Genomic DNA, 12,650 nt, shown 5'->3' with positions numbered 1-12,650 from the left:
TCGAGTGAACTCTTTCTACACTTTTTGAACAGGAGACGTAACTCCAGGGACGAGAGGAACTTTTGAGATCCGGGGGTTAGAAAGACGCTATTGGTGTGAAACGCATTCAGTGAAGTTTTTTACTTCGCCGCTCTGACATTGTCACACGATGCTTACAGTCACCAAGTTCAGGTTGAGCCACGAAGACTGGACCCAGCTGACCGGTAAGTACGACGTCAAGGTACTCAAGCGTAGTACATATGTCGACGGAAGCTTCATCCTAGACACTGTACGATTAGAAGGTAGGTCCTGTGAGCTAACCCAGTTTCTGGCAGAGTTGAAAAGTCATCCAAGGATCGAAGAAGTCAGGATAGCCGAACTCCTGTCGGAGAAGGGGCTGGCGATGTTGAGATTGAAGACCCGCTTAGAGGGGAGCGTGACTCAACTGATGGTAAGGGAGGCCTACGAGTTTAGGGAGCTAGTGGAGAACGGAAAGGAGACTTGGATAGCGGTTGTCCCCAGCACTAGGGTCAGCAAGTTGAGGGAGTCCATAGAGTCTGTGGCTGAAGTGGAAGAGGTCTCTGCCACTAAATTCTCCTACTTCAAGGGAAACTCGGCCAGACTCACGGAGAGGGAGAGAGAGGTGCTGGCTACGGCTTTGAGGATGGGGTACTTCTCCTCGCCTAGGAGGGCAAACGCCTCCCAAGTGGCGGCTCGCCTTGGAATGAGCAAGGTCTCACTAACTCAACATCTCAGGAGGATATCAGGAAAACTGGCAGCGAGGGAACTAGGAGCGCTCAATCCCCTTGACTCAGGACTAGTACTGTACGACCCTCTCGTTCCTCCACCTCCTCAACGTAATAGACCCTGCCGTCGTGTATGACTAGGTCACCTTTCTTTGCCTTTACGACCTCCATGGTCAGTTGTCTCAAGAAGAGAAAGTGGGAGCGAGGCGAAAGTGAGTAGCTTATTACCCACCTGTTTTGACATTTCCTATGGCTCTCAGGGTAGGCTTCATAGGCCTCGGCCTCATGGGTTCCTCCATGGCTGCCAACGTTAGGAGGGCCGGGTTCCCTCTGGTGGTCTACAACAGGACTCGGTCCAAGGCCGATACCTTCAGGAAGGAAGGAGTGCCAGTGGCCTCCTCTCCTAGGGAAGTGGCGCAGAGTTCCGACGTAGTGATAATTATGGTAACGGACGCCCCCGACGTGGAGCAAGTGCTCTCAGGAAAGGATGGAGTGCTGGAGGGAGCGGCGAAGGGCTCAGTCGTGATAGACATGAGCACCAACTCCCCTGATCACGCTAAGAGGTTCCACTATCTTTGTTCCGAGAGAGGAGTTGAGTTCTTAGACGCCCCAGTGACAGGAGGAGATAAGGGTGCGCGGGAAGGGACGCTCACTATAATGGTGGGCGGAGCGGAGGAAGTCTTCCAGAGGGTGAGGCCTGTACTGGAGTCTATGGGTAAGACCATAGTGCGTGCGGGAGAAGTCGGCGCGGGCCAGATGCTGAAACTGCTCAACCAAGTTGTCGTGGGGGTGAACATGATGGCCATGATCGAGGCCATAGCGTTAGCCAGGAAGGCTGGGATAGACCTCGAAGTCCTCTTTAGGGTGTTGAGCACCGGGGCCGCCAACTCGTTCACGGTGCAGTATTACATGCCCAAGGTAATGAAGGGTGACATGGAGCCAGGCTTCAGAGCTGCTCACCTTAGAAAGGACCTGAAGTACGCGATCGACGTGGCCACGAAGCTCGACGTTCCCCTCCCTGGAACGGCCGTGGTCCTGCAGCTGTACAGTGCCCTTAACGCCATGGGTTTAGGTGAAAAGGGCACCCAGGCCTTAGTTAAGGTTTACCAGAGACTCTCTGAACGCCAGAATCACTCTAGCACTTGACTCCCACCCTTTTAAGCTGGGAAGTTTCACCACGACTATGGAGAAAAGAATCGTGTATGCCGCCGTGGTCGCGGTTGTAGTTGTTGCGGCAGTGGTGGCTGCGGGGATATATCTCACCTCCCCAACGAGAGTTACTCCGGGGATCTCCCCTCAGGTATACCTCCCGACGCAGGGACAGGTATCCTCCGTTTCTCCGGGCTGGAAGGTGATTTCTTTGGCTAAGTTCAACTACTCTCAGACCGTGGATCAGGTGTTCCCCGGCTCCGACGCAGTTTACCAAGAGGTCGCAGAAAATGGAAACTCGACGCTGGTGATATGGGTCATACACTTCCCTGGAAAGGTCGAGTTCAATCAGTCAATCCCTAACCTGGCCTATGGCAGGTACGTGCTTGCGGTAAATGTGACCGGTAATACTACGCCGGTAGATCTTCAACCTTTCTTGAAAGAGGAGCAAGCGGTCATGACACAGAGGGACGGAGTGGTGTTGTCCTTCCCGTCCTTTCTCTATCCACAGTCCAAGAACCTCAACCTCACTAGCTTCGAGCTGTCGAACATCACCACGCCCTACGGAAACTTCACTCAGTCGGCCGAGCAGCTTTTAGGGCCCACGTCAGCCGTGCAGCTCAGCGTGTTCCAGGGACCTAACGCAACCACCCTCTACTCCTACTTCTACGGCGCCACCCAAGGAGGGGCAAGGAACGGAACCTTAGATGGCTTTCACTACTTCAATTTCACAACTCAGGGACTAACTGGGAACGTCACCTACGTCGTTGGGCAGATCAACAACAACGTAGTGTTCGTCCAGTTCCAGGGGGAACCCCAGTTCCAGGTGTTCGAGTTCGTTGTCAGGGCACTGTAATTTAGTCCCCTAATCTTTTAGGTCACATTAATTTATAAGGGCTAGCCTCCTTCGACACCATGGAAAGAAGGAGGAATAGGGCCGCGTACCTTCTGGTCCTCTTCACCTTGGGGCTCTCCCTAGCGGAGGGAAGGAAGCTGATCGCACTCGTTCTTCCGCCCTTGGCGTTACTCCACGGACTCACTGTCGACTTAACCTACAGTAGGATGCTTTCTAGGAAGATGTCTTTTCGCGACTGGGCCCTCCTAACGATCAACGGACTTCCTTATCTATTCCTCCTCACTCCCTACGTGCTCGTCCCCGCCTCCATCTTCCTTTTAGCGATAGCCCTGTCGTACGCTAGGTTCAGCGTCCTACCTCAGGTCCTTGGCACGGCCGGCCTCCCACTACTCTACCTCCCATGGGTCTCAATAGTCGGCGCGATCTCCCCACTAGACCTGAGGATCTACTTGCTGTGGGGGGCCTACGGACTCGTGGAGGCGCTCTACGTCGAGTACAAGCTCCCGCACAGAAGAGTTGGGAGTTGGTGGCTCAGGGGAACGTGGTTGGCCTTCCTTTTCGTGTTCCTCCCGTTGACGAGTCCGTTTCCAATCCTGTGGTTGTCACTGGTGGAGCCAACCCTCAGGTTCCTTCGCCCTGGACCAAAGTTGACCTCAGGTACCGAAATAAGGAGGCTAGGTAAGGCTGGGGCCAGGAGGACGGGACTAATGTTTGCGTTCCTTCTAGGCACGGAGGTTCTCCAACGCTTCCTACCATCCCTCCTTCACATGTGAGGGCGATGAGGGCCGGGCTCCTCTTGTTCATTGAGGGTGTGGGATTACTCCTCTTAGGTGGAATTCCCGCCGTGTTCAACTTCATGGACCTCCAAGGGTTCCCACTACAACTCCCTACGACGTTCTTCAGGTTTCACTGGTTCATCATGGTCTATGGGTTCTTTCTGACTCTAATAGGAAACGAGGTGCTCGTGTCCCTGAGCGTGGAGTGGCGAGGTTCTCCCGCCCCAGATCTGTTCGTGGTTTCGTTCGGTGCCGTAGTCCTTGCGGCAAACCTCTCCTCCATTTTCGGAGTACCTGAGGTCCCGTTCTACCTCGTCGACATCGCCCTCGTCCTACTTCTCTGGCACTCGAAGGTCTATCTCTCTTCGTCGGCGATGGGCCTTAAGCCCCGCCCTCACAACTACCTCCTCTTCCTCACCTTGGAGTTTTCGGCCTTCGTCGCAAGCGTTGAGGCCGTGGTGCAACTGCCGTGGCTCTCGTTGTCCTTCCCTGTGCTTACGGTCTTCTCGGTTGTAGTGAGGGACATCGGTCTGGTGTTGGGAGGGCGAAGGATCAAGGGAGGAGAGATTGCGGTCTCCTTTCTCCTGGTCCTGATTGGAATCACAACATATACAATTCCTCAGGTCTCGTCCCTCTTCCTCGTCGCGGGATGGGCTCTCTCCCTTCACGGCTCGGGATTGCTTCGCTCTAGGGGGAGGTTGTACCCTAGACTGTCCCTCATTATGGCGTGGAGTTGGCTCCTGTTAGGCGGGATCCTGTCGCGGAACTACGACGTCTTCGTTCACTCCTTGGCGGTAGGTTTCCTCTTTAACGTTGTGTTCGGGGTGGACTCTGTACTAGCAGACGCACTACTTTCGCTCACTGGTACGAGAGTTAGGTTGAAGCCATCCTACGTCCCTTTGGTTCTACTCAATTTCGGCCTAGTTCTCAGGTTTGCCTTCGATTTTGGACTGAGTTTCCCCATAGTCTTCTCCGCTGCACCTCTTCAAGGCCTAGGAATACTTTACTTCTTCGCCTCCACCCTGACGCAAGTCTTAAGGCAGGTGAGAAAGGTTGAAAAAAGAGCCTCCCTTACTTTTAAGGGTGAAACAACCCATTCAGGTTGAACTCTACGTCAGGAGGGAGGACTGCAGAGTAATGCACCTCCTTGGGGGAGACACTCTGTAATAGAGAGGGTCATCCCAAAGGGCGAGGTCAGTGACCACCTCATCAGGGTGAAGGACTTGGACCCACAGACTAGAAGTGCTATGAAGTCCGTGGGAGTGAAGGTGGTGAGGTTAGGGGATGAGTGGGTTTGGGCGAGGTCACCCAGCTGTTCAGCCTGCAGGTTCCTCTCGAGCGCCGAAGTCCTCACTCTGAACGCGTGGCCCCTGAGTCAGAACGAGATAGTCTACAGGCTTCTCGTCCCGTCAGTGGGAAACGTGAGAGACGTGCTGAGGGAGCTGGACAGGCTCGGCCTCAGGCCGCGAGTCACGAAGTCCGTTCCTGCGAAGCCGAGGAGGAAGGATCTAACTCCTAGACAACTTCAGGCACTCCTCTTAGCTTTCAGGAAAGGCTACTTCGACGTCGATAGGGAAGCGACCCTCACTGAGCTAGCGCGGACTCTGGGAGTGGCTCCAGCGTCAGCCCAGGAACTCCTGAGGAGGGCCCTGAAAAAGGTCGTAGAGGACTTCCTGGAGGGAATACAGAAGGACTAATCACCTCGCTCTACTTGACCATCTCTCCACTATATCGTATCCGAAGGACCTCTGAAACGCCTTCCTACCCTCTGGGGTCATCATGAACGGCGTCCACCTGGTTTCCAAGTCGAGGTCAACTTGCACACTCCTTGCCGGCACCCTCTCCCTGACGACCAGCTCCACCGTATAGACCAAGTCCTCAGTCACCGGACAGGAGGGCGTCGTAGCCCCTATCCTGAGATACACGTCTCCCTCTTCGTTGACCTCCAACTCGTACACCAGCCCGAGGTCCACCACATTAATGGGTATCTCGGGATCGTAGACCTCCCTCAGTCCATCCAGTATACTTTTCTTCCACTCCGTCTTCGACATCTCAATATCTCCTGCTCCTTAACCCCGCGCCGTTGATGGTGAAGAGGGGTTCCCACCCCAGAGGTACCTCAACACGTTCGAGGTCTAACGGCGTCGTCATCGAGTCGTCCACTGCCCCGTACACTCCTCCCTCCTCTATTGAGTTGTGAACCTTCAGGAGGGAGTAGAGTCTGTTCAACACCTTTGGAGCCTCACTAGTTCCCACGTTCGACTTGAACTCCCGTAGTCCGTCCCAAATTGCGCAATGTTGATTCATCAGCTCCTCCACGACAGGGCGCCAACTCCCGTCCTCTATCCGAGGAAAAAGGATCTCTTCCTCGGCGTATATGTGCCTCTTGAGGTTGGCCTCGAGGATTTCGAACTTCGGGAGCGCGTCCTCTCCCCTCTCTACGGCCTCCTCCACTTGAATTAGGAGGTCCTCCTCTTCCGCGTGGTCCGAGATCATGACCGAGGAAACCTTGTTTTCGTCCACGTCTCTCATCAAGTGTGGAGTCGAACTCCTCCATTAAAGATGATACCCCTTAAGTTTAAGGGATTATCAGTCGCAGTGTTCAGGAAACATCGGGGACGTAAAATCCCGTATCTTCAAACTGTATGACGATCCTCCTCGCCCTTTCTAGACGGGGATCCCATTACGCGTCGTTCGAGAAAATGCCGCTTGGCCTCAACAACCCTCCCAATATGTACAAAGGGGGAAACAACTCAAGACTTACAGGCCCGAAATAACTGCCACGTCCTAGGCCTCGACGGGCTGAGCGACAGTTAGCCGTCTTCCTTCCGAGCGAGGTTCAATTGCGTCGCGCCCGCTGACGAACCTCACGTCCAATTCCCTCGCCAGCAATACTGTCGCGTAGTTCGTCCCTCCACCAATGCCGACTGGAGGCCGTCCGTGGTCGCAACTACTTCACCAACTACATAGGGATAATGAAAATGGAGTCGAAACTTAGTTAGAAATCCCCGTGCCTCGTTCCCTCCAGACTTAAGAGGGGTCAGACTGCTTGTGACGATCCGCGTTCTTGAAGGCAATTAACTGCGAGGCCGTCTCGGTCTCTAGAGTTAGCATCTGCTGACCTCCTCCCCGCCCTGAAGGACGAAGGTTCCCTTAGGGCGGATCACGGGTTCGTGGTTTACCTCCCTCACCTTCATCACTTCATAGCTGGTGGGAACTACCCACCCCGCTCCGTTCGTCCAGAGGTAGACCACGGGCTGGGCCTTCGGCCCGTTACCCCTATCCCTCGCCGTGGGGAGCCCTCTGCCCACGGTTCCTAGGGACTCGGGGATGAGTAGGATATTTATTGCTCAAGATCTGCGTTTACAACTTTCCCCATGCGGGGACACTTGAACAAACCACGTTTAATACGCCCACTTTCGTGGGCTTCCCCGCATAGGGAGCACGTCTTAGAAGTGTAGTGCTCGTCCACCATAACTATTCTCGTCCCTAGTTCATCCCTGACTTCCTCAAAACGTCTAATGGCATAACCGTAATTCCAGAAGTTCACAGTAAGTTTATTACGTTTGTTACCGCGATTTCGTGATATCTCCTTAGGATACCCCACGACGACTTCCATCACTCCCCTTTCCTCAACTCCTCCATCACTCCCCTTACTATGCTGTTCAAAACATGCTTCAGAAACTTACTCCTCTTATCATACAATAATTTCAATTTCCTACTCCTCCTTCGTTCATGCCCTGCTAAAACTTTCTGAACTTCACTTATCTTCTTGCTCTCTACCTAGAGAAACGGGAAGCTCCGGCGATCCCCGATCTGAGAAGGTGATAATGACGGGAGATATGGTTCCCCACCTTGATAGAAACACATCTGCCTTTCAGTGGTAGACCCAACTTTCTTCGGCAGGCCCGTGGTGAGAATTATATAAGGACGAGGTTAGAATGTGACTGAGAGCCTGGGCCCTTACCGTTGGAAGGCCCCCCTTTGCGGAGGGTTTAAACGACGTAAAACGTCTTCACGCTGGCTGATTGGGCGAGTCCCACCTAAACGCCCCTGGTCGAGGCTGAAGTCCGTGCAGTGTGCACCAGCCGGCGGCCCCAGTAGGAGTGACGACACGTGTATATTTCCTGGACGGGAGTCACCCTAAGTGTCCGCCCCCAGGTCGAGGGGACTGTGAAGAAGGAAACTCCACCCTTAAGGGTGGGGGTAGCTCGAAAGGAGGCCACAGGTGTCTAAGTTGGGAAAAGACTTATTATCGACACAGTTGGCCAACGCACGACTGTCCATGATAACTGTAGAGTCCCCCTATTCGTTCGACGAAACTGTGAAGAGACTTAAGGAAAAGATGTACGGACTGGGAGCTGAAGTTCTAGCTGAGATCGACCACTCGACGAACGCCAAGAAAGTTGGGATGGAGCTGGAGCCAACCGTCGTCATCTATTTCGGTAATCCCAAAGTTGGGACGATATTAATGCAGGAAGTTAGGGAGATAGCCTATGAGCTTCCATTGAGAGTTGTCGTATGGACGTCGTCCGGGAAGACCTATGTGGGCTTTAGGAAACCAAGCGAGATAGGGAAAGAGTACGGTATAAAAAATAACGACATCCTCAAAAAGATGGACTCGTTAATGGAAAACATTCTGAACATCTAGTTGGGAAAATACAAATCTCCTTTTCTTAGGTCGAGAATTCCATCGCACTACCGTGCTCAGATTGAGACTTGATTTTTCCTAGAACGATATAGAAATTTAAATTATGACTTTCTATGAAGTCTATCTACATTTACCTTAGGGCTCCAGCTGCGCGTTCAGGATCACGTATGGGTTTGGTCTGCTCCTGTTTGAGTGATAAACCGTTAGACTGAACGAGAGGGAAATTGAGCCGGAGGTGTCGCTCCATATCCTCGAGGTGTAGGTGTGTGAGTCCCTTTCGTGGTCCTCCTTCGCGAGCCTCCATCCGCTCGTTTTGGCGGCATCGTAATCTTCCCCCAACAATTCGAACGCGAGTAACTCCGCGATGTCCTTAGCTAGGTTGAGTTCTTCCCTCTCGTCCAACCCATTCACGTAGACGTTATTTCTATCCGCGGAAACGTAGCTCAACGGGCCTGATAGGGCAGCCACAGTGACTGTGACGCCTCCCAGCTCCACCTGAAGCATCCTGGACGTCAATCTCTTAGTGTTCGAGAGTACGACCACAGAATATGGGGGCCTGAAACTTAACTCTGCTTTCGCCATCACGTTCCCACCAAACCTCTTCTCTACGTCATCGTTTTGAAATCTATCCCTAATCTATTAGGGGCTCACTAAGGTTATTGGGAAGTCGACGCTCTGGACGTTAGAATGGGATACTCCTTTGGTCCAAACAACAAGTAGAGGAAAGGTAAGTGAGTTGGGTAAGTTCCTAACGGAAAGAGGGGATAATTCGGGGAGGTTAGAGCGAATCTGGGTCAGCCTCAGCTTCGCGACAAGTAACCTTCTAGGACCTCCCTCAACGCCACCGCGTTGTTCCTATCTCTGTCCTTGGCCGAGTAGAGGAGAGTCACCGCGTTGTTCTCCCTAACCAATTGAGCCAACCTGGCCAGGTTAGGGTTGCCCTCCAACTCCTCCCTGTACTTCACTTTGAATTCCTCCCACCTCCCCGGGTCGTGGGAAAACCACTTCCTTAGTTCGTCTGAAGGAGCGATCTCCTTGAGCCACACATCTACGCGGGCTACCTCTTTCTTGACTCCTCTAGGCCAAAGCCGGTCTACCAGGACTCTGAGACCGTCCTCAGGAGAAGGTTCATCGTATATACGTTTCACTTTAATCATGATGAAGTTTTTCACTGATACGAGCAAAAAAGCTTTTGTGCCGTCACCTGCCAGGGTAGAGCGGGTCCCTAGAACAATATTGCGCCTTTTCTACTTACTGGAAGTTGGGGGCACGCGATCACTCACGTTAATGCCCTAGCTGACGCCCGCGAGCACCTTCAGCTCTAGGCGGTCCTGCAGGGTACCTGCTGGCCGAGCTCCTTCTTCTCCCCCTAGTTGAGGGGTAGGATAGAACGCCTTTACAGAAGAGCGGGGGTTAAGGGACGGCTAGCTCTCTCACTTATTTGGTTTTTAGAATCATTTAGTAATGTTAATCGCGCTCTTCCACAGCTCGATTGAGGGCTCGATAGGATTGAGAAGCAAACAGAGTTTTCCTTCCCTCTTTCACAGGGAGTAGAGGCTATTGATGAAAGGTCCCCTTTTCGTGAGGAGTGAGTTCCGACGCCCCTCACTGTCCACTGAATGTGAGATGTAAACCCAAAGTCGACGGTGAGAACGAGTAACCCCTGGAAGTGAGGGAAACGTGAGACCCGGACCACGTTTAGTCCAAAGTACTGGAGGGCAGGGAATGTGAGAGAAGAAAGTCCCCACAAGTAGTAAAAGATCTTTACGAAGCGAGTATGACACACGAATCGTCTAACATTCGCAAGAGACTCCACCCTCGTGGACGAGGGTAGTTTACCCGTTGGACCTAGGTTTGGAGACCGGGTCCGCTGTGGTAATGGGACGGATCGGTAAAGGGGACTTGAAACCAACTAAGACGAAGTTAAGGTCACATTACCCTCCCTCTGAGTTTTGGCCCTTATCTAAATGGCTGTGGAATTCAGAGACGTTAAGTGTCCACGGGGGCACTAGGACTGAGGCTGGGAAGGCTCAGGACGGCTTGACGTCTATGGCGGCCACCGGACACACGTTGACGCGGGCCGTGCAGAGTGCACACACTGACTCGTTAAATCGAACAGCCTTCCTCTGGAGAGGGATTCCCTGACGTTCCGAACCACCTGAAAACGTAAGCGTGACACGCCGTAATGGGCGAACCGTCAGCTATACACAGATCGAAACCGACTTCCACAGTTGTACCGTGGGCTCCAAGTACCTTGGGAGAGTTAACAGGGTTGTAGAGTTTATGCCCCTCACGTTCCCACCAACTTCCTAATCCTACAACTTGGGTCTATCCCTAAAATTTAGATTAGGGAAGTTACATTGTCCGCTTCGCTCTGGAGCCCATCGTTAACTGACGTAGAGGATGGAACTAGAGCGTCACTCCACAGAGGCCTCTAGCGGACCCTCTCTTCCTCGTTTTCAGATGAAAGCAGTCCCTCCGCGTTCTTAACCTTTCGGGAACCAGTCAATTCTCACTAGTCGAGTGGACAGTTTTTGGTGGAAAAACCTCTGAAGTCGTCAAACACGACGAAGTGGAGACCAGATGAGTTCAACCTATTCAAGATTGACTCGTATTCCCTCCTAGACCTGTAAACGCAACCGAAGGGCACCGTGTCGGCGTAGTAGTCCCTGTACATCACGTAGTCGTCCCTGAGGAGCTCCTTCAGTAGCATTATAGTGCCGTCCCTTGAGGAACCCTCGAGCTGAACCGTTATGGCGAACATGCTTCCGTCTTGCATGGCGGCCGAGTCTATCTCTGGAAAGAGCCAGAAGGCCCTGACCCTCACCATGGCGTCTAACACTCTCTTCACCGTTCTGTAGCTCTTCCCACCCACCTTGTCCGTCAACTCGGGGACGGTGGAATCGGTGTCCTCCCACAGCGCTCTCAGTACCCTCCTCTCGAAGGACCCAGCCACCGAGAGGTTCCTAACCACCCTCTTCTCGTAGGAGTCAGAGGGCTCTATTGTTGGGAACTCGAGCCTCTGGGCCCTCCCCGGCAGAAGCCTGAGTGAAGGGAAGCTCCTCTCCAGTTCCCTGGCCCTAGCCTCAAGCTCGGTCTCTTCCGCCAAAAGCTCAAACACCAGAACTATTGCAGTGTTAGGAGTACCCATGTTGGCCCGGTGGAAAGTGAGCACATACCTCGGTGGATCAGTGCGCATCGCCTCCTCAACTTCCGAGGCACCACGTCTGTCTACAAGCCCCAAGAGCAAGTACTCAGTCCTCTTGATGTAGGCCCCATTAATCGCCATGGAGAGTTTCTTTGGGATGAGTCCAGTTTCCCTCATTTCCCTCAGTTTACTCGCAACTGCGGAGAAGCTGACGTTGAGTGACGTGGAAATTCCGGAGACCGTGGGTGGCTTGAAGGAATCGTCTCCCTCCTGTGGAAAGTGAAGTGCCCTTAAGACGTCCCTAGACAGGTTATCAACTATCAACGCGGCCTGATTCCAGTCTGTCAATATATTTGTTAACTATTAAGCCTTCTGTCAAAAGTGACAAATGTTTGTCAACTTCTTTCCGTCCGCCGTGAGAAGGAACTCTGACCTCCTCCCCGCCCTAAAGGGCGAGGGTCCCCTTAGGGCGGATCATAGGTTCGTGGTTTACCGCCTTCATTTTCATCGCTTCATAGCTGGTGGGTGCTAATAGCACCCACCCCGCTCCGTTCGTCCAGAGGTGGACCACGGGCCGGGCCTTCGGTCCGTTACCCCTATCCCTCACTGGGAGTTGCCCTCCACTCCCAGATCCTAGAGACTCGGGGATGTGTAGAATATTTATCGCCCCATTCAAATCCGCATTTATAACTTTCCCCATGCGGGGACACCTGAACAAACCACGCTTAATACGCCCACTTTCGTGGGCTTCCCCGCACAGGGAACAAGACTTAGAAGTGTAAGACTCGTTCACCCTAACAATCTTAATCCCTAATTCCTCCCCAATCTCCTCAAAACGCTTAACGACATAACTATAGTTCCAGAAGTTTACAGTGAGTTTGTTGCCGTGGTTCCTACTAATCTCTCTAGGACTGTTTGGAGGACTGTTCATAGCGTTCTAAAATATAAGGCTCCCCTTTACGGTTCTTTCGTAAAGGAGGTGAACCCATACCTCACGTCTAAGTCCTGCCCCAGATGTGGACGGGTTTCCCGAAAGGTCGGCAGGACTTTTAACTGCGAGAGGTGCGGGTTCACCCTAGACAGACAACTAAACGCATCACTGAATATCTACCTCAAGATGTGCGGGTTTCCCCACGTCCGTGAAATACCGCGGGTGTGGGTCGGGGTTATCCCGCTAAAGGAGCGGAGGGGTGTGAACGGGTTATCCCGGGACTCTGGTGAAGCCCAAGGGTTGAGGATTGATATTAAATATTATGAAATCCTATGAAGCCCAAACCCCAAATCTCACGTCTGGCATAAGTAGGGCGTTCGTGAACTCGGGTTTGAAGGTGAAGGGACGGTTCCC

12 protein-coding genes and 4 pseudogenes are annotated in these 12,650 nt (G+C 53.0%); 8 read left to right on the top strand and 8 right to left on the bottom strand.

All coding sequences use genetic code 11. From position 1 onward, the window contains the following. The first annotated feature begins 148 nt into the window (after positions 1–148). The 6 genes from HS1genome_RS10060 (at position 149) to HS1genome_RS10035 (ending at position 5,203) form a co-directional block, all read left to right on the top strand. Complete coding sequence (locus HS1genome_RS10060) at positions 149–862, top strand: helix-turn-helix domain-containing protein (RefSeq protein WP_126450926.1); 714 nt, start codon at positions 149–151, stop codon at positions 860–862. A gap of 112 nt (positions 863–974) precedes the next feature. Next, entirely contained in the window at positions 975–1,871 is an 897-nt protein-coding gene (locus HS1genome_RS10055; protein ID WP_126450924.1) for an NAD(P)-dependent oxidoreductase, read from the top strand. Positions 1,872–1,908: 37 nt separating this feature from the next. Next, on the top strand, positions 1,909–2,730 hold the full coding sequence (locus HS1genome_RS10050; RefSeq protein WP_126450922.1) for a hypothetical protein: 822 nt from the start codon (positions 1,909–1,911) through the stop codon (positions 2,728–2,730). A 59-nt stretch (positions 2,731–2,789) separates the two neighbouring features. Further along, positions 2,790–3,503, top strand: coding sequence for a hypothetical protein (locus tag HS1genome_RS10045; protein WP_126450920.1), 714 nt, complete (start codon positions 2,790–2,792; stop codon positions 3,501–3,503). Between the two features lie 5 nt (positions 3,504–3,508). Next, positions 3,509–4,612, top strand: coding sequence for a nitric oxide response protein (locus HS1genome_RS10040; protein ID WP_126450918.1), 1,104 nt, complete (start codon positions 3,509–3,511; stop codon positions 4,610–4,612). 141 nt (positions 4,613–4,753) lie between these two features. Then, positions 4,754–5,203 carry a helix-turn-helix domain-containing protein gene (locus HS1genome_RS10035; RefSeq protein ID WP_232018758.1) on the top strand — a complete coding sequence of 150 codons (450 nt, stop codon included), beginning with the start codon at positions 4,754–4,756 and terminating at the stop codon, positions 5,201–5,203. On the opposite strand, the gene HS1genome_RS10030 is transcribed toward HS1genome_RS10035, so the two are convergent. The 3 genes and pseudogenes from HS1genome_RS10030 to HS1genome_RS10020 all read right to left on the bottom strand — a co-directional run. Further along, positions 5,204–5,557, bottom strand: a complete 354-nt coding sequence (locus tag HS1genome_RS10030; protein WP_126450914.1) for a metal-sulfur cluster assembly factor — start codon at positions 5,555–5,557, stop codon at positions 5,204–5,206. It abuts the gene before it with no gap. Position 5,558: 1 nt separating this feature from the next. Further along, positions 5,559–6,038 carry a hemerythrin domain-containing protein gene (locus tag HS1genome_RS10025; protein WP_126450912.1) on the bottom strand — a complete coding sequence of 160 codons (480 nt, stop codon included), beginning with the start codon at positions 6,036–6,038 and terminating at the stop codon, positions 5,559–5,561. Between the two features lie 575 nt (positions 6,039–6,613). Continuing rightward, positions 6,614–7,283: pseudogene (locus HS1genome_RS10020) on the bottom strand (transposase); the annotation flags it as partial. Positions 7,284–7,791: 508 nt separating this feature from the next. Here HS1genome_RS10020 and HS1genome_RS10015 point away from each other — a divergent pair. Continuing rightward, the gene (locus HS1genome_RS10015; protein ID WP_126450910.1) at positions 7,792–8,157 is read left to right on the top strand and encodes a DUF302 domain-containing protein; all 366 of its coding nucleotides are present in this window, start codon (positions 7,792–7,794) and stop codon (positions 8,155–8,157) included. Between the two features lie 135 nt (positions 8,158–8,292). On the opposite strand, the gene HS1genome_RS10010 is transcribed toward HS1genome_RS10015, so the two are convergent. The 5 genes and pseudogenes from HS1genome_RS10010 to HS1genome_RS09990 form a co-directional block, all read right to left on the bottom strand. Then, a complete protein-coding gene (locus HS1genome_RS10010; protein WP_126450908.1) occupies positions 8,293–8,739 on the bottom strand; it encodes a hypothetical protein in 447 nt (148 codons plus the stop codon). Between the two features lie 218 nt (positions 8,740–8,957). After that, complete coding sequence (locus tag HS1genome_RS10005) at positions 8,958–9,314, bottom strand: DUF488 domain-containing protein (RefSeq protein WP_126450906.1); 357 nt, start codon at positions 9,312–9,314, stop codon at positions 8,958–8,960. An 873-nt stretch (positions 9,315–10,187) separates the two neighbouring features. Next, positions 10,188–10,498: pseudogene (locus HS1genome_RS13230) on the bottom strand (4Fe-4S dicluster domain-containing protein). A gap of 174 nt (positions 10,499–10,672) precedes the next feature. Next, the gene (locus HS1genome_RS09995) at positions 10,673–11,629 is read right to left on the bottom strand and encodes a hypothetical protein (protein ID WP_126450904.1); all 957 of its coding nucleotides are present in this window, start codon (positions 11,627–11,629) and stop codon (positions 10,673–10,675) included. A gap of 121 nt (positions 11,630–11,750) precedes the next feature. Next, positions 11,751–12,215 (bottom strand): annotated as a pseudogene (locus HS1genome_RS09990) (zinc ribbon domain-containing protein); the annotation flags it as partial. Here HS1genome_RS09990 and HS1genome_RS09985 point away from each other — a divergent pair. Further along, positions 12,207–12,572: pseudogene (locus tag HS1genome_RS09985) on the top strand (transposase); the annotation flags it as partial. The pseudogenes HS1genome_RS09990 and HS1genome_RS09985 sit on opposite strands and share 9 nt — an antisense overlap. Positions 12,573–12,650 lie beyond the last annotated feature (78 nt).

Source organism: Sulfodiicoccus acidiphilus, assembly GCF_003967175.1.
Taxonomy (GTDB): Archaea; Thermoproteota; Thermoprotei_A; order Sulfolobales; family Sulfolobaceae; genus Sulfodiicoccus; species Sulfodiicoccus acidiphilus.
Note: the sequence above shows the minus strand (reverse complement) of the source record. Positions and strands in the feature narration are given on the sequence as shown.